Source organism: Rahnella sp. CJA17(1/100), assembly GCF_963881615.1.
GTDB lineage: Bacteria > Pseudomonadota > Gammaproteobacteria > Enterobacterales > Enterobacteriaceae > Rahnella > Rahnella aceris.
The window spans coordinates 428,443-451,004 of record NZ_CAWOJA010000044.1 but is presented as its reverse complement, the minus strand read 5'-3'; the positions used below and the strand labels follow the sequence as shown (position 1 = coordinate 451,004).

Annotated in this window: 19 protein-coding genes; 12 read left to right on the top strand and 7 right to left on the bottom strand. The window is 51.7% G+C overall.

Annotated elements, in window-relative coordinates:
* Positions 1-99: 99 nt before the first annotated feature.
* The 8 genes from sapA to AACU55_RS18965 all read left to right on the top strand — a co-directional run bounded on the left by sapA (position 100) and on the right by AACU55_RS18965 (position 9,611).
* Positions 100-1,782, top strand: a complete 1,683-nt coding sequence (sapA, locus tag AACU55_RS19000) for an ABC transporter substrate-binding protein SapA (RefSeq protein ID WP_112152185.1) — start codon at positions 100-102, stop codon at positions 1,780-1,782.
* Positions 1,779-2,744 (top strand): putrescine export ABC transporter permease SapB, encoded by a 966-nt coding sequence (gene sapB, locus AACU55_RS18995; RefSeq protein WP_013576055.1) that lies wholly within the window; start codon positions 1,779-1,781, stop codon positions 2,742-2,744. The genes sapA and sapB overlap by 4 nt, the downstream gene beginning before the upstream one ends.
* Positions 2,731-3,621, top strand: a complete 891-nt coding sequence (gene sapC / locus AACU55_RS18990) for a putrescine export ABC transporter permease SapC (RefSeq protein WP_013576056.1) — start codon at positions 2,731-2,733, stop codon at positions 3,619-3,621. The genes sapB and sapC overlap by 14 nt, the downstream gene beginning before the upstream one ends.
* A complete protein-coding gene (sapD, locus tag AACU55_RS18985) occupies positions 3,621-4,613 on the top strand; it encodes a putrescine export ABC transporter ATP-binding protein SapD (protein ID WP_013576057.1) in 993 nt (330 codons plus the stop codon). The genes sapC and sapD overlap by 1 nt, the downstream gene beginning before the upstream one ends.
* Entirely contained in the window at positions 4,613-5,422 is an 810-nt protein-coding gene (gene sapF / locus AACU55_RS18980; RefSeq protein WP_013576058.1) for a putrescine export ABC transporter ATP-binding protein SapF, read from the top strand. Before sapD ends, sapF begins: the two co-directional genes overlap by 1 nt.
* 207 nt (positions 5,423-5,629) lie before the next feature.
* A complete protein-coding gene (locus tag AACU55_RS18975; protein ID WP_134705917.1) occupies positions 5,630-6,832 on the top strand; it encodes a CMD domain-containing protein in 1,203 nt (400 codons plus the stop codon).
* Positions 6,833-7,414: 582 nt separating this feature from the next.
* On the top strand, positions 7,415-8,926 hold the full coding sequence (gene dtpA, locus AACU55_RS18970; RefSeq protein WP_013576060.1) for a dipeptide/tripeptide permease DtpA: 1,512 nt from the start codon (positions 7,415-7,417) through the stop codon (positions 8,924-8,926).
* 130 nt (positions 8,927-9,056) lie between these two features.
* The gene (locus AACU55_RS18965) at positions 9,057-9,611 is read left to right on the top strand and encodes a serine acetyltransferase (RefSeq protein ID WP_037035265.1); all 555 of its coding nucleotides are present in this window, start codon (positions 9,057-9,059) and stop codon (positions 9,609-9,611) included.
* Between the two features lie 94 nt (positions 9,612-9,705).
* Here the strand turns inward: AACU55_RS18965 and AACU55_RS18960 are convergent, their stop codons facing one another.
* Together AACU55_RS18960 and AACU55_RS18955 are read right to left on the bottom strand one after the other, a co-directional pair.
* The gene (locus AACU55_RS18960; protein WP_134705916.1) at positions 9,706-11,601 is read right to left on the bottom strand and encodes a diguanylate cyclase domain-containing protein; all 1,896 of its coding nucleotides are present in this window, start codon (positions 11,599-11,601) and stop codon (positions 9,706-9,708) included.
* A gap of 164 nt (positions 11,602-11,765) precedes the next feature.
* The gene (locus AACU55_RS18955) at positions 11,766-12,797 is read right to left on the bottom strand and encodes a helix-turn-helix domain-containing protein (RefSeq protein ID WP_013576063.1); all 1,032 of its coding nucleotides are present in this window, start codon (positions 12,795-12,797) and stop codon (positions 11,766-11,768) included.
* Positions 12,798-13,104: 307 nt separating this feature from the next.
* On the opposite strand from AACU55_RS18955, the gene AACU55_RS18950 reads away from it, so the two are divergent.
* The 4 genes from AACU55_RS18950 (at position 13,105) to gstA (ending at position 17,376) form a co-directional block, all read left to right on the top strand.
* Positions 13,105-13,374 carry a hypothetical protein gene (locus AACU55_RS18950; protein WP_013576064.1) on the top strand — a complete coding sequence of 90 codons (270 nt, stop codon included), beginning with the start codon at positions 13,105-13,107 and terminating at the stop codon, positions 13,372-13,374.
* Positions 13,375-13,932: 558 nt separating this feature from the next.
* Positions 13,933-15,606 carry a putative bifunctional diguanylate cyclase/phosphodiesterase gene (locus AACU55_RS18945; protein ID WP_013576065.1) on the top strand — a complete coding sequence of 558 codons (1,674 nt, stop codon included), beginning with the start codon at positions 13,933-13,935 and terminating at the stop codon, positions 15,604-15,606.
* Positions 15,607-15,730: 124 nt separating this feature from the next.
* Entirely contained in the window at positions 15,731-16,597 is an 867-nt protein-coding gene (gene dapA, locus AACU55_RS18940) for a 4-hydroxy-tetrahydrodipicolinate synthase (RefSeq protein ID WP_015690119.1), read from the top strand.
* Between the two features lie 173 nt (positions 16,598-16,770).
* Positions 16,771-17,376, top strand: coding sequence for a glutathione transferase GstA (gene gstA, locus AACU55_RS18935; protein WP_037035267.1), 606 nt, complete (start codon positions 16,771-16,773; stop codon positions 17,374-17,376).
* A 91-nt stretch (positions 17,377-17,467) separates the two neighbouring features.
* Here the strand turns inward: gstA and pdxY are convergent, their stop codons facing one another.
* From pdxY to anmK, 5 genes are all read right to left on the bottom strand, one after another.
* A complete protein-coding gene (gene pdxY / locus AACU55_RS18930) occupies positions 17,468-18,328 on the bottom strand; it encodes a pyridoxal kinase PdxY (RefSeq protein WP_037035268.1) in 861 nt (286 codons plus the stop codon).
* Positions 18,329-18,431: 103 nt separating this feature from the next.
* The gene (tyrS, locus tag AACU55_RS18925) at positions 18,432-19,706 is read right to left on the bottom strand and encodes a tyrosine--tRNA ligase (protein ID WP_013576069.1); all 1,275 of its coding nucleotides are present in this window, start codon (positions 19,704-19,706) and stop codon (positions 18,432-18,434) included.
* Positions 19,707-19,868: 162 nt separating this feature from the next.
* A complete protein-coding gene (gene pdxH / locus AACU55_RS18920) occupies positions 19,869-20,534 on the bottom strand; it encodes a pyridoxamine 5'-phosphate oxidase (protein WP_013576070.1) in 666 nt (221 codons plus the stop codon).
* Between the two features lie 127 nt (positions 20,535-20,661).
* On the bottom strand, positions 20,662-20,973 hold the full coding sequence (locus tag AACU55_RS18915; protein ID WP_134705915.1) for an MliC family protein: 312 nt from the start codon (positions 20,971-20,973) through the stop codon (positions 20,662-20,664).
* Between the two features lie 84 nt (positions 20,974-21,057).
* Positions 21,058-22,176 (bottom strand): anhydro-N-acetylmuramic acid kinase, encoded by a 1,119-nt coding sequence (gene anmK, locus AACU55_RS18910; RefSeq protein WP_015690121.1) that lies wholly within the window; start codon positions 22,174-22,176, stop codon positions 21,058-21,060.
* Positions 22,177-22,562 lie beyond the last annotated feature (386 nt).

Here is a 22,562-nt window from a genome sequence, read left to right as displayed (position 1 = left end):
CGAAGTGCCGCAGTCCCGCACGCTGATTTGCTCAATGGATTGGGGTACCTCGCAGAGTACGGTACACTTAAGCTATTGCACCTTAACTTTGAAGCCTTTATGCGTCGTCTAACTTTGTGGATGATTTTACTGAGTGGCTTGTCCACGGCAGTTTTTGCTGAGACTGCTCCAACACACGCCAGCCCGACAGTCGTCAGTGCGCCGGTGAAAGATATTCGCCAGAGCGGCTTTGTCTATTGTGTTAACGGCATGGTCAATACCTTTAACCCGCAGAAAGCCAGCAGCGGGCTGATCATTGATACACTGGCCGCACAGTTATATGACCGCCTGCTGGATGTCGACCCTTATACCTATCGCCTGATCCCCGAACTGGCACAAAGCTGGGAAGTGCTGGATGATGGCGCAACCTACCGTTTCCATCTGCGCAAAGATGTGCCTTTCCAGAAAACCGGCTGGTTTTCACCGTCGCGCAAGATGAACGCCGACGATGTGGTGTTCAGCTTCCAGCGCATCATCGACCCGAATAATCACTACCACGCTGTAAACGGTGAAGAATATCCGTATTTCGACAGCCTGCAGTTTGCCCATGCGGTGAAAAGCATCAAAAAACTGGACGACTATACCGTTGAGTTTCGCCTCAATAATCCTGACGCTTCTTTTCTCTGGCATCTTGCCACGCATTACGCACCGGTGCTTTCGGCTGAATATGCCGCGAATCTCATCAAATCCGGCAACGAAGAAGAGATTGATCGCCAGCCGGTAGGCACCGGCCCGTTCCAGCTTGGTGAATACCGTACCGGGCAATATGTGCGGCTGGCGCGCAACGGACAGTACTGGAAAGGCACACCGCGTATGGCACAGGTGGTGATTGATATGGGCGTTGGCGGCACCGGGCGTTTGTCGAAATTGCTGACCGGTGAATGTGATGTGCTGGCGTATCCGGCGGCCAGTCAGCTGTCCATACTACGTGAGGATCCGCGCTTGCGTCTTTCCCTGCGCCCGGGGATGAACGTTGCCTACCTGGCTTTCAATACCAACAAAGCCCCGCTCAATGATCCGCGTATCCGTCAGGCGGTGGCGCTGTCGATCAACAATCAGCGCCTGATGCAGTCGATTTATTACGGCACCGCTGAAACCGCTGCGTCTATTTTGCCGCGTGCGTCCTGGGCTTATGACAGCAACGCGCAGGTAACGGAATACAATCCGGATAAAGCGAAGCAAATCCTGAAAGACCTCGGGCAGGAAAAGCTCAACCTGCATTTATGGGTGCCGACGGCGTCGCAGTCCTTTAACCCCAGCCCGCTGAAAACCGCCGAACTGATCCAGGCCGATTTGGGACAGGTAGGGATTAAAGTCACCATTGTCCCGGTCGAGGGACGTTTCCAGGAAGCCAAGCTGATGGAGATGAATCACGACCTGACGCTGTCTGGCTGGTCAACGGACAGTAATGACCCGGACAGTTTCTTCCGCCCCATGCTCAGTTGTGCAGCGATTCATTCGCAGACCAACTATGCTCACTGGTGTAACCCGGAATTTGATGAATTGCTGCGTCAGGGGCTGTTGTCACAGCAACTTTCCCAGCGTATTGAGTTTTATCAGCGGGCGCAAAAAATCCTTGAGCAGGAACTGCCGGTGTTGCCACTGGCGTCTTCCCTGCGTCTTCAGGCTTACCGTTACGACATCAAAGGGCTGGTACTGAGCCCGTTTGGCAACTCCTCGTTTGCCGGCGTCTTCCGTGATGATGAAAAAAGTCGTGATAATGAAGGAAGGAAAGTTCCATGATTATCTTTACGTTACGCCGCATTTTGCTGCTGCTGGTGACCCTGTTCTTCCTGAGCCTTGTGGCGTTCAGCCTGAGCTATTTCACGCCGAATGCGCCACTGCGCGGCGCGTCCTTGTGGGACGCCTACCACTTCTATTTTGCGGGTCTTTGCCAGTTTGATTTCGGTGTGTCGAGTATCAATGGCGAAGGCATCTCTTATCAGTTGAAAGCGGTTTTCCCGGCCACGATGGAATTGTGCGTGCTGGCCTTTGCGCTGGCATTAGTCGTCGGGATCCCGCTGGGCATTCTGGCGGGAGTGATGCGTGGAAAATGGCCGGATGTCGCCATCAGCAGCATCGCCCTGCTCGGCTTTTCCATTCCGGTGTTCTGGCTGGCGGTACTGCTGATGCTGTTCTTCTCGCTGCAACTGGGCTGGCTGCCGGTTTCCGGTCGCCTGGATTTACTCTATCAGTTGAAAAGTGTCACCGGCCTGACGCTGGTTGATGCGTGGCTTTCTGATTCGCCATACCGCCATGAGATGATCATGAGCGCTATCCGCCATATGATTTTACCGATCGCCGCGCTGGCCGTGGCGCCGACGACCGAAGTGATCCGCCTGATGCGCATTTCCACCGACGATGTGCTGGAGAAAAACTATGTGAAAGCCGCCGCAACGCGCGGTTTATCACGCTTTACGATTATCCGTCGCCATGTATTACACAACGCGCTGCCGCCGATCATTCCCAAGCTCGGCCTGCAATTTTCGACCATGCTGACGCTGGCGATGATTACTGAGGTGGTCTTTAACTGGCCAGGCATCGGGCGATGGCTGATTAACGCCATCCGCCAGCAGGATTACGCGGCGATTTCAGCCGGTGTGATGGTCGTTGGCTCGCTGGTAATTGTGGTTAACGTGCTTTCAGACATTCTGGGCGCACTGATGAATCCATTGAAACATAAGGAATGGTATGCCCTTCGATAATGTATACCGCGAAAAACAGGTCCCGAGTCCTCTGCGCCATACGTGGGGGATTTTCTATCGCGACACACTGTCGATGATCGGTTTCTACGGCGTGCTCGGCTTGTTATTGCTGTGCATATTTGGCCATTTATTAGCGCCTTACGCGCTCGATCAACAATTCCTTGGTTATCAGTTGTTGCCGCCCTCCTGGTCGCGCTACGGCAATGTGTCGTTCTTCCTCGGCACCGACGATCTTGGCCGCGATTTACTCAGCCGGATGCTTACAGGCGCTGCGCCGACGATTGGCGGCGCACTGGTGATAACCCTCGCGGCGTCTTTATGTGGTGTGATCATCGGCGTACTGGCGGGGATCAGCCGTGGCCTGAAATCGGCCATTCTGAACCATATTTTCGATACCCTGCTGTCTATCCCTTCCCTGCTGCTGGCGATTGTCGTCGTCGCGTTTATCGGGCCGAAACTTGAGCATGCGATGCTGGCCGTCTGGCTGGCGCTGTTGCCACGCATTTCGCGCACGATTTACAGCGCCGTGCATGATGAGCTGGAAAAAGAGTATGTGGTCGCCGTACGACTCGATGGTGCTTCCACCTGGCAGATTCTGCGTTATGCCGTTCTGCCAAATATCGTTGCGGTGCTGGCAACGGAATTTACCCGCGCACTGTCGATGGCGATTCTGGATATCGCCGCGTTAGGCTTTCTGGATCTGGGCGCACAACTGCCGTCACCGGAATGGGGAGCCATGCTCGGCGATTCGCTGGAGCTGGTGTATGTCGCGCCGTGGACCGTCATGCTGCCGGGCGCCGCCATTCTTATCAGCGTGTTGCTGATCAACCTGCTGGGTGACGGTGTGCGTCGGGCGATTAATGCGGGAGTGGAATAATGCCGTTACTCGATATCCGCAATCTGACCATTGAATTTATGACCGCCGATGGCCCGGTCAAAGCTGTGGATCGCGTCAGTATGACGCTCAACGCCGGGGAAATCCGCGGGCTGGTGGGCGAATCCGGTTCGGGTAAAAGCCTGATTGCCAAGGCGATTTGTGGCGTTACCAAAGACAACTGGCGCGTGACGGCGGACCGGATGCGCTTTGATAACATCGAGCTGTTGCAACTGACGCCACGCGAGCGACGTAAACTGGTCGGGCAAAATGTGTCGATGATTTTTCAGGAGCCGCAGTCCTGTCTGGATCCTTCTGAAAGCATCGGCCGCCAGCTGATTCAGGCCATTCCCGGCTGGACCTACAAAGGCCGCTGGTATCAGCGCTGGAAGTGGCGCAAAAAACGCGCCATCGAGCTGCTGCACCGCGTCGGTATTAAAGATCACAAAGACGTTATGGCCAGTTATCCGTATGAACTGACCGAAGGCGAGTGCCAGAAAGTGATGATCGCCATCGCGCTGGCGAATCAGCCGCGTCTGCTGATTGCCGATGAACCGACTAACGCCATGGAGCCGACGACGCAGGCGCAGATTTTCCGCCTGCTGGCGCGACTCAACCAGAACAATAACACCACTATTTTACTGATCAGCCACGACCTGCAAATGATGAGCAAATGGGCGAACCGTATCAACGTGTTGTATTGCGGACAAACGGTTGAAAGCGCAGCGTGTGAAGAATTGCTGGCCACGCCGCATCATCCTTATACGCAGGCGCTCATCCGCGCGATGCCTGATTTCGGCCGCTCACTGCCACATAAAAGCCGTCTGAATACGCTGCCAGGTGCCATTCCTTCGCTGGAACATTTGCCGATTGGCTGCCGTCTGGGGCCACGCTGCCCTTACGCGCAGAAAAAATGCATCGAAACGCCGCGCCTGCGTCTGGCAAAAACCCATGCGTATGCCTGCCACTTCCCGCTGAACATGGAGGAGCAATAATGGGCGAAACCCTGCTCGAAGTCCGTAATCTGAGCAAAACGTTCCGTTATCGCACCGGACTGTTCCGCAAGATGAATCTCGAGGCCGTGAAACCGGTCAGCTTTACCCTGCGCGAAAAACAAACGCTGGCGATCATCGGCGAGAACGGTTCAGGCAAATCGACGCTGGCTAAAATGCTTTCCGGCATGGTCGAGCCGAGCGACGGCGAAATTCTGATTGATGATCATCCGCTGACGTTTCGTGATTATCGTTTCCGCAGCCAGCAAATCCGCATGATTTTTCAGGACCCGAGCACCTCACTTAATCCACGTCAGCGTATCGGGCAGTTACTCGAAGCGCCCCTGCGACTGAACAGCGAAATGGATGCACAACAGCGCGAACAACGCATCAACCAGACATTGCGGCTGGTCGGCATGCTGCCCGATCACGCCAATTATTACCCGCATATGCTGGCGTCGGGTCAGAAGCAGCGCGTGGCACTGGCACGTGCACTTATCCTGCAACCCAAAGTGATCGTGGCTGATGAAGCGCTGGCGTCTCTGGATATGTCGATGCGTTCACAAATCATCAATATGATGCTCGAATTACAGGAAAAACAGGGCATCTCGTACATCTACGTGACGCAGCATCTGGGCATGATGAAACACATCAGCGATCAGGTACTGGTGATGCACGAAGGCGAGGTGGTGGAACGCGGAAATACGGCCGAAGTTCTGGCGGCACCGCTGCATGACCTCACCAAACGGTTGATTTCGAGTCACTTTGGCGAAGCGCTGACTGCTGATGCCTGGCGTCGTGACGGTAATTAACGCCCCTTCTGCATAATAAACGGGCAGATTCACCCCCTGAACGGTGTCAGGAAACTGATGCCGTTTTCTTTATTATGCAAATCCACCCTCTTCTATTCCTTTTCGATATGATTTATCGCTTAACATTATTTTATATCGGCAGCAGTATCGGCAACGATAGGGTCTGATAATTTGCCTGAGTAGCAGGCTTGAAGAAAGGACCCGTTCATGGAACAACAACGCAAGGCCGCGCACAGCGGCTGGTATCATGAAACACAATCCAGCCAATATGGTCATCTGCCGCTCGATCCGCACGCTGCGTTGGTACAGGATCGCTTTCTGCTGGGCCTTGATGCTCAACTTGACCCGACACTTCGCCAGTTACTTAACGACCGCCAGCGACTACTGAGGGCTTCCCGCGCCTGTTATGAGGTACTGTTTCCTGACAATCTGCAGGTTTCACGTACCGAAACATTATCCTTGTATGACCGTCTCAGTAGTGCGCTGACGGTGGCACAGGTCAGCGGTGTACAGACACTTTGTAGCCATTACGCTGCCCGTCTCGCCCCGCTTCCCAGCCCTGACGCCTCCCGTGAAAGTAACATCCGCCAGACCCACATTACCCAGTTCGCACGATTACTCGCAACCCAGCCAACGCTGATTACTGCACCGATGCTGCATCAGCTTTATGACGTGGGTTTCAGCACGCGCGATATCGTGACCTTTACGCAAGTGATTGGCTTTGTCAGCTATCAGGCACGCGTACTGGCGGTTCTGAATGGTTTACGCGGCCGCGCCGCCGCCGTATTGCCAGGATTTCTTTCGCCGGAAGGTTGCGGGCAGAAAGGGTTTTCACTGGCAATGTTGCAATGGACGTCGCGTTTACCTGAAGTGGTACCGGAAAATGCCAGCCAGCATCAGCAGGATGTACTGGATTTAATCGCGCCAGATGCGCGTTCTTCCTCTTTCTATACATTGCTGGTGCATGACGCCGACGCGCTGAGCGAATTTTCTGCGGTATTTAATAATATTATGCAGGCAGGGGCGCAGCCGGTGGCCGCGTGGCGTGAACTGGCTGCCGTAGCCACGTCGCAGCTGAACGGTTGTCTGTATTGCGCCGGGATCCACGGACGTTTGTATCTTGAAGCGGCGGGGAATGAGATGCTGATTAACGAATTATTCGCAGAAAATCACCGCGATGATGCCGTTGATACGCTGTCGAAAAATCTGCAAGACAAAAAAGAGATTGCCTTGCTGGAAACGGTGGTCGCCCTGACCCGTACCCCGGAACGTTTTGATGCACGCCAGCTGCATAGTTTGTCTGATGCAGGTTATACGGCAACACAATCTCTGGATATTCTGCTGACTGCGGCGCTGTTCAGCTGGTCTAACCGTCTGATTCAGACGCTTGGCGATACCCTGAATCAGTAGTTCTTCACCTGTTTACCTTCATTCTTTCTCCCCTCATTCCGGCAGGATATTCCCCTGCCGGTGATGCCAATTGTAAATACCTGCGCCACCTAACCGGCATAAGTCGTATTAATCTTATTTTCAATCGAAAATTTAGTGTTAAAACGAGAAACGGATCACATTACACTGTGCGCCGTTCTGGTTGCGTCTTCAGCAGCAAACAAGCCATTCATAAACCACCATATAAAGCACAACACACCAGAGATATTCACTACATATTCACGCCAAATCAGAAAAATAAACCACTTAAGTATTTCCCTGTAAAACAATGGCACTATAAGAGTAGCGATTACAATTCGTGCAACATATTCATATTGTCTATTTAGAAAACATAAACATTAATTCTGCATAACATTTCGAACATAGTTTAATCACGTCGGATAAGTTAAATGTAACAGCATATGTCAAACTCCTTGCCACATTTACGAAGATAGTGAACATTACTTGCCGTCATCCCATCTTATAACAATGCAAAGGGTGCTTATTTCGCGCCACTTATGCGTTTCCGCCACATACGGCCGGAAGGAATAAACAGAGGTACGAGTGTCAACTGCAAACAAAACACCAAACAATGAAAGCGTGAGTCTTAACGCCTTCAAACAGCCAAAAGCGTTTTACCTGATCTTCTCCATCGAATTGTGGGAACGTTTCGGTTACTACGGCCTGCAAGGGATCATGGCGGTTTACCTGGTCAAAATGCTTGGCCTGAGTGAAGCCGACTCCATCACCCTGTTCTCATCATTCAGTGCGCTGGTCTATGGCTTCGTCGCTATCGGCGGCTGGCTGGGCGATAAAGTGCTGGGTTCAAAACGCGTGATCGTGCTTGGCGCGATTGTGCTGGCGCTGGGTTACTCATTCGTTGCCTATTCCGGCCATGAAATTTTCTGGGTTTATCTGGGTATGGCGACTATCGCCGTCGGTAGCGGCTTGTTTAAAGCAAATCCATCCTCACTGCTTTCTACCTGCTACGAAAAAGATGACCCGCGTCTCGATGGCGCATTCACCATGTATTACATGTCGGTGAACATCGGTTCGTTCTTCTCCATGCTGGCAACACCATGGCTGGCCGCGAAGTACGGCTGGAGTGTCGCGTTCTCCCTGAGCGTTGTGGGTATGCTGATCACCATCGTGAACTTCCTGTTCTGCCGCAAATGGGTCAAACGTCAGGGGTCAAAACCAGACTTCGCGCCGCTGCAGTTCAAAAAACTGCTGATGGTGCTGGTCGGTGTTGTCGCGCTGGTGTTCCTGTCAAGCTGGTTACTGCATAACCAAACCATCGCACGTATGGTTCTGGGTGTGGTTTCCGTCGGTATCATTATTGTGTTTGCGAAAGAAACGTTCTCAATGAAAGGCATCGCCCGCCGGAAGATGATTGTGGCGTTCCTGCTGATGATGGAAGCGGTGGTGTTCTTCGTGCTGTACAGCCAGATGCCAACGTCGCTGAACTTCTTCGCTATCCACAACGTAGGCCACGATTTGCTGGGTATCAGCTTCCAGCCTGAGCAGTTCCAGGCGCTGAATCCATTCTGGATCATGGTTGCCAGCCCGGTTCTGGCGGCGGTCTACACCAAGGTCGGTGACCGTATGCCAATGCCGCACAAGTTTGCGATGGGTATGGTGCTGTGTTCCGGTGCGTTCCTGGTGTTGCCGTGGGGTGCGAGCCTGGCGAATGAGCAAGGCATTGTGTCAGTAAACTGGCTGGTACTGAGCTACGCGCTGCAGAGTATCGGCGAACTGATGATTTCCGGTCTGGGTCTGGCGATGGTTGCTCAACTGGTTCCGCAGCGTCTGATGGGCTTCATCATGGGTGCCTGGTTCCTGACCACCGCAGCCGCTGCAATTATCGCGGGTTACGTGGCCAATCTGACTGCCGTGCCTGCTGACATTGATGACGCGCATGCTTCACTGGCAATTTATAGCCACGTGTTCCTGCAGATTGGTATTGCAACCGCTGTGATTGCTGTGCTGATGCTGGTCACTGCATCTAAACTGCACCGCATGACGCTGGATCGTGAAACTGATGAGAAACAACCTGAACTGGCTTCTGCTCAGTAAACGCGCAAGCGTCTGATGAGGGCTGACGAACGCCTCCTCCGGGAGGCGTTTTTTTATGGCTGGAATTTGGGATAAGTATTCATTGTGTTAGGATTGCGTAAGCGAGACTTACGAAAACGGAACCATCCTGATGCACGAAAATCACAGTCAATATAAGCAATTAACCCGCTATTTATCCGCCGATATTCTTAAGAACAAAAAGGATTTCTCCTGGCGACGGATAATCATCAGGTGCATAAAACAACCCCAGCACCGGTACATTTTCTGGTGGCGTATCGCAAGCTACTTATATGCGACGGACAGCCATTTCTGCAAAGCCCGCGCCCGTAAGATTAACTACTCGTTAATAAGAAAGTATGGCATCGAGATCATGCTGGGAACGCAGATCGGAGAAGGCATCAGGCTTCCTCATCTCACCGGTATCGTCATCAATCCTCATTGCATGATTGGGAAGAATGTCCGGATCCGGCAAAACACCACCATAGGCATTAAAGTCGATGAGGGGAAAAGACGTATAATCATTGGCGATAATGTGGATATCGGCGCCAATTGCTGCATTATCGGCAATGACATTACTATCGGCCACAATGTCACCATTGGTGCGATGTCGTTCATCAATAAGAACATCCCGGACAATGCCGTGTGTTATAACGAAAAAAGCAGCAAGATAATCATCAAAACGTAAGAAACGCCTGCCGTCAGCGAACAGCGTTTATCGCCTCAGGAATGTTTCATTTACTCGGTGTCCGGCCTGTATCGGTTTTTTTATCCTAAATTTTTTATCCTAAATAATACCGGCCTTTTCCACTTTGTTTCGCGCGGTACATCGCGGCATCAGCCCGCGCCAGCAGCGTATCCGGCAGCAATGACTGGCGCGCGCGACCAATCGCCACGCCGATGCTGGCAGACAGCGCCACCGGGACACCTGCGATACACTCGATGGAATGCAGAGCACTCATCAGGCTGATGCAAATACGGCTGACGTCACTCTCAGTATTCATCAGCCCGCTCAACAAAACGGTAAACTCATCTCCCGCCAGACGCGCCACAATATCTTGTGAACGCAGATTTTCACGTAAGGTATATCCAAAAAACTTCAGGACTAAATCGCCGAATTCGTGCCCGTAGGTGTCGTTGTACGCTTTAAAATTATCAATATCCAAAAAGAGCAATGCGATGTCTCTATCTGCTTTTTCTTGTTTTCCGGCGGCATGAATCAGTGACTGCTGGAACGCGCGCCGGTTTGGTAATCCGGTCAGTGCGTCATGATTTGCCTCAAATTCCAGCTGAGCCTGTAACGCTTTAATTTCACTGATATCGGTTGAAAGGCCGTAATAACCATTGCGAATATCGTCGCAGGGGATAAGCGTGGTATGCAAAACACCGCCCTTGGCATGATGGGAGTGATCCGACAATTCGATTTCGTAACTTACTGTCATTCCCTGCAAAGCCTGGCGAATATAGGGCTTAATTTTCTGATAGCTGTCATCTCCTACCACATCCCTGACCTGCTTCCCGCTGACCTGTGTTTCTTCGACGCCATACCAGTTGGCGTGAAAATGATTCACAAAAGTGTATTGTTCATTCGCATCAACATGGCAAATCAGCGCGGGAATGTTATCGGTGATGGCTCTGAGGCGGTTTTTGCTTTCCGTCAGTTCCCGTTCCCGGGTCAGACGCTGGGCGATTTCCTGATGAAGCTGATCCATCGCCACCTGCAACTCATAAGTCCGGTCGGCCACACGGCGTTCCAGATCCCCCTGCAGTGAATACAATGCCTGTTCGATATGTTTACGCTCAGTAATATCGCTGATGACAACAATGTAGTGATGGGCTTCACCAGCCACATTACGCACGAGTGAGGCCGTCAGAGTCACCCACAGCGTGCTGCCGTTCGCCCGCTGTAAAAGTTTCTCTATGCAGAAACTGTTTATTTCACCGGAGAGCAAACGGGGAATCAGCACATTTTCGGCATAAAGATCATCGGAATGGGTCACGTCATGCAGCAAACAGGCGCGCAGCTGATATTCGGCATAACCCAGCATATTGCACACCTGCGGATTGATGCGCAGCCAGCGCCAGTCGAGTCCGACTAAGGAGAAGCCGACGGCAGCGTGCGCAAATGTCTGTTCAAATAAAGCCTCAGTTTTCGCCAGATTATCTTCTACCCGCGCCGTGTACTGCCGGTTTTCAAGGTGAAAAATATAACTTTGTACCAGCGCCGTCATATCCAGCAAAGTCTGCTGTTCCTCCTCACACCAGTCCCTCGGGCGATCATCAATCAGGCATAACGCGCCCAGCGCCACACCCTCTTTTGAATGCAAGGCACAGCCGGCATAAAACACGATGTGAGGCGCGCCGGTCACCAGCGGATTATCGTGGAAGCGCAAATCGAGCCGGGCATCCCTGACAATCAGCGGACCGGGCTCGAGAATGGTATGACCGCAAAAGGAGGTATCACGGCAAGACTGATGAATATCAATGCCGGTGTGAGAAAGGAACCACTGGCGATCCGCGTCAATCAATGAAACAACGACAGCCTTAGCCTGAAACTGCCGGGCGACCATCCGGGTAATACGGTCGATCTCCTCAATTCCGGGGGAATCCAGGATCCCCAGAGAAGCCAGTATGGCAAGACGAGCCTGTTCATCAACTGCCGGTTGAGGGACTAACATAATGCGCTCTCAATGATTACTGATGACTATTTCACCAAGTCTACTGTGTTTGGCCGGGAAAACGGCTCTGATTCCGCCTCGCTGAGGCAAAATCAGAATAATGACAGATCAGGAAATGCGTGAATGGTTAACACTTTTCGTACAAAAATGGGGCAATCAATGCATTAAAGCGAAGTCACCCAATTCACATGAGTGGCATCCGCCTGCCCCGATTGCTCAGCATCACGGCGGAATTTCTCCCGCATCTCAGAAGGCGTTGTGCCATAGAATTCATGGAAATAGCGACGTAAAGCGCTGGGTTCCAGGCCACACTGTCTCGCAATGGCGGCCAGACTTTGATCCGACATCGAAGAGGTTCGCAGGAGGCGCTTCGCCAGCAGTAAGCGCCGGCTGCGAATGAATTGCGCGATGCCGCCAAGCGGTTCAAACAGGCGATACAACCCTGAGCGCGAAATAGCAAAATCTTTGCACAGAATATCAATACTGATCGGTCTGCCGAGATGCTTTTCGATATACAGGCAAATGCGCTCAAGACGTGCACTTTGCTCAAACGGATGTTCCACCTTCTTCCCTGCCACCAGATGCAGTGTTTGCAGGAATACCGACGCCGCACCCTCGCCAGTGCTCAGTACTTCCTGTTCGGTCATCTGATCAAACACCTGCACCATCGTCGCAAAATGATTGCGCAGAATGATGTTTACCGGTGAGGCTGCCGGAATACGCTTTCCGTGTAACGAGGCAATATCGACATTAAAATGCAGGCTGTGCTTGGGCATAATAATGTACTGATAAGAACCGAGACGCGGTTTCTGCTCGCCCGGATACACATGGATTTTAATCGGCTGCGACATATCCTGGATCAGGATATCCCCCTGGCTCAGCATGAACCGCTCGCCGAAACACTGGCAGTCCATCCCCCCGATGATCACAATGAAAATGACGATATGATCGGGCATCGAAAACAGGTTGCCGTACTGGCGATTGATATCGTGCTCACTGACAGTCAGCACACCGCCAATCACGCGGCCGAAGTTGTAGCCGGTGACGCTCCAGTCAAATTCTTCCCTGTTGCGATCCGGCAGTTCAAGTTTGAAACCTGCGCTGGACATTCCGTCTTCCCATTCGTAAAAACGGGTGTCGAAATCCTGATAAATGTTCGCACTATCAACGATCTTTCGTGATGATGAATCGCTCATTTACTCACCGAGAATTAAGATAATTCCTAAAAAGATAATCCACCACGGCCTGATAAATCAATCCTCAGCAGTAATTGGTAATACTTTTTCATCATAAAAAACTATTTTTTAGTCAGCCTATAACGTTTAAAAGACTGTAAAATCAGTCAGTAAATCGCGCTATTCAACGAATAGCGCTGGCATGTTGTTCGCGATAATAATTTCAGGATCAGTTAATATCGCGAATAATAACCCGCTTTTTTCGGTTTACTCTCCTTCAAAAAAATCTACGTCAAATGATTGACTCCACTCATCCCGGGAGCGTGCGATGGTAAAAAGAAAGGTTCTGGAAGAGGGACGTCAGCTTAAAAGAATGAATGCCGAAACCCGCAGGCAGTCGCACATGCATAAGTGGTTTGCGATTGTGGCTGCTCTCGACTGTGTGCTGGTCATTTTTTATGATCAGGATATGCGCAATATCGTTTTCTCAGCGGGTGTTTGTGCAGTGTGCACCTACCTCTGGCTGAAAGGCCGTAAACAATCCCGCCGTTACCGCCGCGAATGGGATGAAAAATTTGGGACTAAAAAGCATCCCTGATACTTCATTTCAGGCTGTTCTTCTTCCGTCGTCTTAGCGTTTATAAAGAAATTCCTAAATATGATAAAAGTGTTTCTGTCCTGCACGGATCATCAGTCACAATAACAGTTCGCATACCCGCCACACTCTTTCACCGATTTGTTATCACAGTCCTGTTAAGCTAATTTCCCCAGGACCGTATCTGACGGCAGGTTATCTCCTGCTTCGGTTAGCTCTGAATTCGCAGAATAATATTCCGATGACGAACGATATCGGTATGGCATTCCGTGATGCCCAATCAGGATTCGGTCTCGCCCTTATTAATCCAGGCAGATCATGCTTTGTATCGGGCAAAATTCGCCGGTAAAAACCGCATTGAACTGAGTTGATCGTTATTCACCCGAATAATATATCGAATACCTTACTTAGGGCGTGATAACCGATTGAATTTTAAAATTTAAAAACAACGGTAATATTCTCATCCGATTGTGAGTAATAATTGCAAAAACAATCTGATGAGTTTACTGGCTAACAAACTGTGCCACATCACACTCATTTTCTGCTCGGGGTATTTAACTCATGCTTACAGATATTGCGATATGCCAGGCAGTTCTTGATGCTCTTCCCGAAGCGACAGTCCTTAAAGATAATGAGCGTAAACTGGTATTCCTTAATCAGAAAGCCAGCGAATTTTATGGACGTCCACGGGAAGAATTGATTGGTCAGGATGTTTCTTTTTTCACAGATCCTGAACAATCTGCCCGGCAGCGTGAGCGCGATATTGAAGTTCTGGAAACCGGAGAGAAAACGGTCAACGAAGAAACGCTGGTTGACCCGTCAGGTAAGCGACGCAATGTGCTGGTACGTAAATCCCGCGTCACGCTGGAGACACGGCATTTCATTCTGACCTCTATTATGGATATTTCGCTTTTGCGCAGTTCAGAAGCGCAGATCCGCTACCTTGCCCGTCATGACGTATTAACCGGCTTGCCGAACCGGACGGCATTGAGTGAAGAACTTAGCCAGATTGCCGCCCGGCGCATGTATCGCCCTGACCCCTGCGCCCTCTTCTTGTTGAATCTCAACGATTTCAATTACATCAACGACACATACGGCTATCAGGCGGGCGATGCCATTCTCTGCGAATTCGGCCAGCGTCTGCGTAATGAAGTCGGCAACAGCGGAACAGTTTCGCGCATCGGCGGCGATGAATTCTCGATTATCCTGCGCAATAATCCGACCAGTGAAATGGCCAATAATCTGGCGCTGGAAATACTGGTGATGATGCGCCAGCCGTTTACGCTGACGCGGGCTAATCCGATGATTACGATTTCATTCGGCATCGTGATGTTTGGTGCAGAGAATATTACCGCCGGCGAGATCATGCGCCGCGGGAATACGGCGCTGCTGGAAGCCAAGCAGCGCGGCAAAAATATGTTCTCGTTTTATTCTGAATTGCTCGATGCCAGCAGCGTCAGTAAACGCATTATGGTGAAAGCGCTGGCGGAATCACTGGCCAAAGAAGGTGACCTGACCTGCGTTTATCAGCCTATTTTACGCAGCCACGATGAGAAAGTCGTTTGCGTTGAAGCGCTGGCACGCTGGAACCACGGCGTGCTCGGACAAGTCTCGCCGGTACAGTTTATCGCCCTGGCCGAAGAGACCGGACTGGTTATTCAGCTCGGTGAAATTGTTCTGCGGCAGGCGTGTCGGGATATCAGGAATTTTGAACGGCTCAATCTGGCAATAAACGTTTCTGCTGTTCAACTCGGTGAACCGGATTTCGGACCGCGTATTCTGGCGGTTCTGGCAGAGGAAGATTTCCCGCCTTCACGGCTCGAACTTGAACTGACCGAAACCTCGGTGATGAACGCCAACGGGATCAGCCTCAGCCATCTCGCTAAATTACGTCAGGTCGGGGTTAAAATTTCACTCGACGATTTTGGTACCGGTTATTCCAGCCTCAGTTTGCTAAAAGATATCTCGGTAGACAGCGTGAAAATTGACCGTTCGTTTGTGCAGTACGTCACAGAAGTGAATGATACCGCCGCGATTGTTTCTGCCGTGTCTCAGCTTGGCAATAAAATGCATCTCAACGTCATTGCAGAAGGCGTTGAAAATCAGTTGCAAAAAACTTTCTTAGTATCAGCAGGTTGCTCGCACCTCCAGGGCTATCTGTTCTCGCGCCCCGTGCCGGTAGAAGTGTTAAGCACGTTACTGAGCAATGAAATGAACATGTTATCCAGTACGTAAACCATCTATTTATAAGCACCATAGATAACTCAAAACACCTTATTAATTCATTCAATTGGCGCTCGTCCCTGTTTTACTGACATGATCCGAGGCTGATAAATCACGCCGTTTAAGGAACTACATCATGTCATCGTTTTCAGGTATCTGGGTCCCGCTGGTCACGCCTTTTCATCAGGGTGAGATCGACTTTACTGCACTGAAATCATTGTGCACCCGGCTGCTCAAACGGGGCATTGACGGCGTCGTCGTCTGTGGTACGACCGGTGAAGCCCCGATGCTCACCAAAGAAGAACAACTGCAGGTTCTGGATGCTGTGCTGGAAGTGGTACCGGGTCATCAGGTGATCATGGGGCTGTCAGGCACGCATATGCCGGTTATCCGTGAAATGCAGGATGCGATTTTACACCGTCCTGTTGCTGGTTTGCTGATCCCCGCGCCTTACTACATCCGCCCTTCTCAGGCCGCGCTGGTCGCCTGGTTTACGGAAATTGCAGATCACGCCACAGTGCCGGTGGTGCTTTACAATATTCCTTATCGTACTGGCGTACAGATGGAGCTGGACACATTCCGTCAGCTGGCAAAACATCCGCGCATTACCGCCGTAAAAGATTGCGGAGGCAGCATAGACCTGACGCTTTCACTGATTGCTGACGGCGACCTCGACGTACTGTGTGGCGAAGACGTGCAGATATTTTCAACCCTGAGCCTGGGCGGTAAAGGGGCGATTGCTGCCTCGTCGCATATTTTCACGGAAGAGTTTGTTCAACTGATTAAACAGTTCAAAGAGCAGGATATCGTTGCCGCACGTAAAACCTTCTTTGGCTTACTGCCAATGATTCGTCTGATGTTTTCTGCCCCGAATCCGGCGGCCATTAAGTTTGCGTTATCGCTGGACGGGTTGATGGATAACGAGCTGCGTTCTCCTATGTTGCCCGCGCCGGAAAACGTTGAACTGGCCGTGCGTGGCCTCCTGAACCAGCACTCGCGCTGAGAGCGTATGTTTGATCAGAATATGAGTAACCGGACGCACTGTCACAATTAAAACACTGACTTTTGCTCCCGCCAGTTCTAGGATAGAAGCAGTTTTTATATAGCCCTATCGCCACCCTGTGAAACGGTAATGTCTCGCGGGGTCCGGCGGGTTGCTCATCCAATGGAGTGTTTATGAAACTGTATTATAAACCCGGAGCCTGTTCCCTTTCCCCTCATATCATCCTGCGTGAAGCGGGTCTGGACTTCAGCATTGAGAAGGTTGATCTGGCGACCAAGAAAACAGAAACCGGTGATGACTTCCTCGCAGTGAACCCCAAGGGGCAGATCCCCACGCTGTTACTCAATGATGGCAGTATTCTGACCGAAGGCGTGGCTATCGTGCAGTATCTGGCAGACCAGAAACCAGACCGTCAGCTGATGCCGGAACAAGGCACGCTGGCCCGTTATCATGCGCTGGAATGGCTGAACTACATTGCAACTGAGCTGCATAAAGGTTTCTCGCCATTGTTTAATCCCAAAGCCCCCGAAGAGTTCAAGACATTAACCCGCGAAGCACTGAGCAAAAAATTTGCTTACGTGAATGCTTCCCTCAAAGACAATCATTTCCTGCTGGGTACGCGTTTCAGCGTGGCAGATGCTTACCTGTTTACCGTGATGGGTTGGGCGAAGGCACTGAAATTTGATCTGAGCGCACTGACGGAACTGAACGCCTACCTTGACCGCGTTGCCGCACGCCCGGCTGTTGATGCGGCTCTGTCGGCTGAAGGACTGAAATAATCGATTTCGTGGTGTGATCGCCAACAAAAACGCCCCGGCTGCTACAGCGCGGGGCGTTTTTTATTCAGGAAAAAAGGTATTCAGGCAGTGATTACAGTTTTACCGCCGGGAAATGATGCTCAGGTTTGACCATTTTGTCCTGCGCTGCCACGATTTGCAGCTCGTATTCACCCATCGCATGCGTCGCCAGCATGACTTCATAAACTGCAGCGGTCACGTGCTCAAGCGCTTTATCCAGTGCTTCACCCTTGAGCAAATTCACCAGCAATAAACCGCTGGTCAGGTCACCCACGCCAACCGGCTGACGGACACCGAAATCAACCAGCGGACGGTCGATGTGCCACGCTTCACTCGCAGTAACCAGCAGCATTTCAAAACGGTCACTGTGATAACCAGCGCGGCTCAGGTGCTTCACCAGCACAATTTTCGGGCCTTTGCTGATCAGCTCCCGCGCAGTGGCGACGGCTTCTTCAACGCTTGCCACTGCGTGACCGCTCAGCAGTTCAAGCTCCAGCAGATTCGGCGCGATAATGTCACAGTTAACCAGCGCCTGGTTGCAATGGAACTCAGCAACGCCCGGCGCCACGATACAGCCTTTTTCAGGATGTCCCATGACCGGATCGCAAAAATACCAGGCATCGGGATTCGCAGCTTTCACCCGACGAACAATCTCCAGAATACTTTGCCCTTGCTCCGGCGAACCGATATAGCCACTCAGCACCGCGTCGCAATCCTTCAGACGATCAATTTCCGCAATTCCCTGCGCAATTTCAGTCAGATGTGCTGCAGGCATCACGCAGCCGGTCCAGTGTCCGTACTGAGTGTGATTGGAAAACTGAACAGTATTTAGCGGCCAAACGTTTGCGCCCATACGACGCATAGGGAATTCCGCCGCGCTGTTACCCGCGTGTCCAAAAACTGTGTGTGACTGGATAGAAAGAATGCTTTTCATGAAGAATTTCCGATTGCAACGTCATCGGGGAGATGGCGGGATTACTGATATCAGGGAACAAAAACGGGAGACCTTGCAGCCCCCCGTCCTACCGGCCTAAAACTTATGCCCAGAGCAACAGCGTATAGTTCTTTTTACCGCGACGCAGCAAGGTATAACGGCCAAACAGACGATCACTGTCAGCGAAGCTGTATTCTGTATCGGTCTGTTTTTCGCCATTTACAGAAACCGCGTTAGAGGAAATCATGGTACGCGCCTGGCCTTTCGACGGTGCCATACCGGCGATAACCAGCGCCTGTTGCAGATCCGTATCACGAGGCACTTCAAACAGTTCCAGGCCATCCTGCGCAAGCTGGCCGAAATCGACCTCTGTCATCTCGCTCAGGGAACCGGAGAACAGGCTCTGCGTAATGCGTTTTGCGGCCGCCAGACCTTCTGCACCATGAACCATACCGGTGACTTCCTCAGCCAGAACGTACTGTGCACGTGGCGCTTTACCGCTGGTTTTGTCTTCTTCTTCCAGCGCATTGATGTCTTCAATGCTCATGAAGGTGAAGAATTTCAGGAAGCGGTAAACGTCAGCATCCGCCGTGTTGATCCAGAACTGGTAGAATTTGTACGGGCTGGTTTTCTTCGGATCCAGCCAGACTGCGCCACCTTCAGTTTTACCAAATTTAGTGCCGTCAGATTTGGTGATCAACGGAACGGTCAGGCCAAACACCTGTTTCTGATGCAGACGACGGGTCAGATCGATACCTGACGTAATGTTACCCCATTGGTCCGAACCGCCGATTTGCAGCTCAACTTTGTGCAGATCGTAGAGGGAGGCAAAATCGTAACCCTGCAACAGGTTGTAAGAGAATTCAGTGAAGGAGATACCACTGTCATCACGGTTCAGACGCTGTTTCACCGCTTCTTTATTGATCATCTGGTTAACAGAGAAGTGCTTACCGATATCACGCAGGAAAGTCAGCACGTTCATGCTGCCGAACCAGTCATAGTTATTGGCGGTGATAGCGCTGTTTTCGCCACAGCTGAAATCCAGGAACGGCGAAACCTGCTGGCGGATTTTCTCAACCCATTCATTCACGGTTTCATTGGTGTTCAGCTTGCGCTCCGTGGCTTTAAAGCTCGGGTCGCCGATCAGACCGGTTGCGCCACCCACCAGAGCCACTGGCTTGTGCCCGTTCAGCTGAAAGCGTTTCAGGCAAAGCAAAGGCACCAGATGTCCCAAATGCAAGCTGTCTGCGGTAGGATCGAAACCGCAATAGAGTGCAATTGGCCCTTGCGCCAGTCGCTCTGCTAACGCTTCTTCATCCGTCACCTGGGCAATGAGGCCCCGCTCTTGCAATTGTTTAATCAGGTTGCTGCTCGCCATCAAAGACTCCGTTTGTTTGTACTCAGAAATATGTACTGAATGTGTGCAGATTCATGTCTGACATCATGCCGTGCATGTGCCTTTTCTCTCACCTTTACGGGGAACGACATAGAATAAAGCGCCCGTCGTCCGAGCGCTAGGAAATCGCGTATTTTTTCGTGGTCAGGGTGCGAGGCGGTCTATTTTCCAGCCAGTTTGAGGCTCTGCTTCGTCACGCTGGTAAATGAACCGATCGTGCAGACGATGTTCACCGCCCTGCCAGAACTCCATCGAATCCACTTTGACGCGGAAACCGCCCCAGAAACTTGGCAGCGGCACTTCGCCATTGCTGAATTTCTGTTTCAGTTCGAGGAATTTGCTTTCGAGCACGCCGCGTGCCGAAATTCGGCTGGACTGCTGCGAAACCCATGCGCCGATCTGGCTATCTTTCGGGCGGCTGGTGAAGTATTTCATGACTTCCAGCGTAGAGAGACGTTCTGCCTGGCCGAGCACAATCACCTGCCGGTCCAGCATATGCCACGGAAACAACAGGCTGATACGTGAGTTGTTTGCCAGTTGCTGCGCCTTGCGACTCCCCAGATTGGTGTAAAACACCAGCCCCTTTTCGTCGTAGTGCTTAAGCAGCACAATGCGCTGGAAAGGCTGTCCGCGCTCATCAACCGTCGCCACCACCATCGCCGTCGGGTCAGCCAGACGGGCGTCACAGGCCTGTTTCAGCCAGTGTTCAAACAAAGGCAGCGGCTCAGGGGTTAAATCAGCACGACGCAGCCCGCCACGGGTGTATTCGCGGCGCGAGTCCGCAATATCAAACTCTTTGTTATCAGACATATGGATTAAGTTGCGTATCTAAGGAAGGTAAGCGCATTGTGCACCCGCCGCGTCAGGATCTCAATGTTCCTGACGCGGCGCGGAGTAAACGCAGCCAGCGCATCTGCAACTCGAAGTATGAAGGGGGTTATTTTTGGACGCAGTCGTCAATAATGACGTTCTCACCACGCTGCACAAAGGCCTGATTACCTTTAGACCATAACGTGTAATGGCCATCGCTGTATTGGGTGCCAGAAGCGGACTCAATCTGTTTCAGTTTCAGCTGTTCACCATCGAGAACCATACTGACCTGCTGCGCCGGTTTATCCAGCGTAACCGTCAGCGGTAAGGTACCGCACTGGTAGTGTAATTCTTCTGTCGGACTTTCGGTCTGGTGGCTGAACTGGCTGCATCCTGCCAGTGTGAATCCTGCTAACGTAGCGATAATCGCCTTTTTCATTCGGTGCTCCCTGATGGTCTTCAATTATCTCTTTTATGTACCACGCCCGCAGGCGCAGCACATTGAGATAAAACCGAGAACGCATCAGGAACGGGTTGAAACAACCGGATAAATTGCGCCGAGCAGAGTTTCACGACTTGCACCGGTAACCGACGGCAAATTGCCCGGCTGACCGGATAACGTGCGGAATGCCAGCCAGGCAAACGCCAGTGCTTCCATGTCATCACCGCTGATACCGCAGGCATCCGTGGTGCAAACTTCCGTGCCCGGCAACATGGCTGAGAGTCGCGCCATCAGTAACGGATTGCGCGCCCCGCCGCCACACACCATCAGCCGGTCGCATCCGCCAGCCAGTTGCACTTGCTCGGCGATGCTTACTGCGGTCAGTTCAGCCAGCGTCGCCTGCACATCCGGCGGGGAGATTTCAGGAGCACGCGCCAGTTGCTTTTCCAGCCACGCCATATTGAAATATTCACGCCCGGTACTTTTCGGTGCAGGTTCGGCAAAGTAAGGATCAGACAGCATCTGCTGGAGCAAACGTAAGTTCACCCGCCCCTGATTTGCCCATTCAGCCCCTTTATCATATGGCTGTGCCAGATGACGCCAGACCCACGCATCCATCAACATATTTCCCGGACCGGTATCGTAACCACGCACCGGCTGGCCCGGCAGCAACATTGAAAGATTCGCGATGCCGCCAATATTGAGGATCATACGGCGCTCGGCCGGATCAGCCAGCAATGCCTGATGGAAAGCAGGCACCAGCGGCGCGCCCTGCCCGCCCCATGCCATGTCCCGGCGACGAAAATCGCCCACGGTGGTAATGCCGGTCATGGCCGCAATGCGGTTGTTATCACCCAGTTGCATAGAAAATGTCGTGTCACCTTTCGGCTGATGCCAGACAGTTTGCCCGTGGCAGCCAATGGCGGTCACTTCGTCAGGGGAGATATTGGCATTTTTCAACAAACCTAATACGGCCTCACCGAACAAAATACCCAACTGAGTATCAAGCGTCCCGACCTGTTCAAGCGTCACCTGCTGGCCCTGACACATCCCGAGGATCGCATTTTTCAAAGCCAGAGGAATAGGATGTGAATAGCTGGCTTGCTGCGCGACCATGTGCTCATCAATGGCGGCCAGTACGACATCAACACCGTCGAGACTGGTGCCGGACATCACACCGATATAGCGACCTGACTTCATAGATAACATCCTTAACTCTCCAGGAAACTCGTCAGAAAAAGTAATCACCACAGAGTAATCGGTATTTGAAGGGCAACGCCATGAGTTACTGATTTTTTATTACATGGTGTGATGACTTCGTGTTTTTCTTGTTACGTTTTTTATTCCTGAAAATAGCCGTGTTGTAAAAACCACCAATAACAACATCGGATACCCGTATTTTTGATTGCGCACTTTGCTGTCTAAAACGTAAACCTGCGTTTATTATTAGTTGAGCACGCCTTCTGTATACTAGGTGGAAGTGAAACAAGTATGTTATATGACACCTTCGACACTGATGTTGAACTTGTGCACTGTTTTTTCTCTGTTGGTGCCGCTACTCTCAAACGTATGCAGCAGCATAATAA

Excerpts from the sequence above, each read along its gene's own strand:
- sapA (WP_112152185.1), top strand. The coding sequence starts at position 100 with ATGCGTCGTCTAACTTTGTGGATGATTTTACTGAGTGGCTTGTCCACG.
- sapB (WP_013576055.1), top strand. The coding sequence starts at position 1,779 with ATGATTATCTTTACGTTACGCCGCATTTTGCTGCTGCTGGTGACCCTG.
- sapC (WP_013576056.1), top strand. The coding sequence starts at position 2,731 with ATGCCCTTCGATAATGTATACCGCGAAAAACAGGTCCCGAGTCCTCTG.
- sapD (WP_013576057.1), top strand. The coding sequence starts at position 3,621 with ATGCCGTTACTCGATATCCGCAATCTGACCATTGAATTTATGACCGCC.
- sapF (WP_013576058.1), top strand. The coding sequence starts at position 4,613 with ATGGGCGAAACCCTGCTCGAAGTCCGTAATCTGAGCAAAACGTTCCGT.
- AACU55_RS18975 (WP_134705917.1), top strand. The coding sequence starts at position 5,630 with ATGGAACAACAACGCAAGGCCGCGCACAGCGGCTGGTATCATGAAACA.
- AACU55_RS18965 (WP_037035265.1), top strand. The coding sequence starts at position 9,057 with ATGCACGAAAATCACAGTCAATATAAGCAATTAACCCGCTATTTATCC.
- AACU55_RS18960 (WP_134705916.1), bottom strand. The coding sequence starts at position 11,601 with ATGTTAGTCCCTCAACCGGCAGTTGATGAACAGGCTCGTCTTGCCATA.
- AACU55_RS18955 (WP_013576063.1), bottom strand. The coding sequence starts at position 12,797 with ATGAGCGATTCATCATCACGAAAGATCGTTGATAGTGCGAACATTTAT.
- AACU55_RS18950 (WP_013576064.1), top strand. The coding sequence starts at position 13,105 with ATGGTAAAAAGAAAGGTTCTGGAAGAGGGACGTCAGCTTAAAAGAATG.
- AACU55_RS18945 (WP_013576065.1), top strand. The coding sequence starts at position 13,933 with ATGCTTACAGATATTGCGATATGCCAGGCAGTTCTTGATGCTCTTCCC.
- dapA (WP_015690119.1), top strand. The coding sequence starts at position 15,731 with ATGTCATCGTTTTCAGGTATCTGGGTCCCGCTGGTCACGCCTTTTCAT.
- gstA (WP_037035267.1), top strand. The coding sequence starts at position 16,771 with ATGAAACTGTATTATAAACCCGGAGCCTGTTCCCTTTCCCCTCATATC.
- pdxY (WP_037035268.1), bottom strand. The coding sequence starts at position 18,328 with ATGAAAAGCATTCTTTCTATCCAGTCACACACAGTTTTTGGACACGCG.
- tyrS (WP_013576069.1), bottom strand. The coding sequence starts at position 19,706 with ATGGCGAGCAGCAACCTGATTAAACAATTGCAAGAGCGGGGCCTCATT.
- pdxH (WP_013576070.1), bottom strand. The coding sequence starts at position 20,534 with ATGTCTGATAACAAAGAGTTTGATATTGCGGACTCGCGCCGCGAATAC.
- AACU55_RS18915 (WP_134705915.1), bottom strand. The coding sequence starts at position 20,973 with ATGAAAAAGGCGATTATCGCTACGTTAGCAGGATTCACACTGGCAGGA.
- anmK (WP_015690121.1), bottom strand. The coding sequence starts at position 22,176 with ATGAAGTCAGGTCGCTATATCGGTGTGATGTCCGGCACCAGTCTCGAC.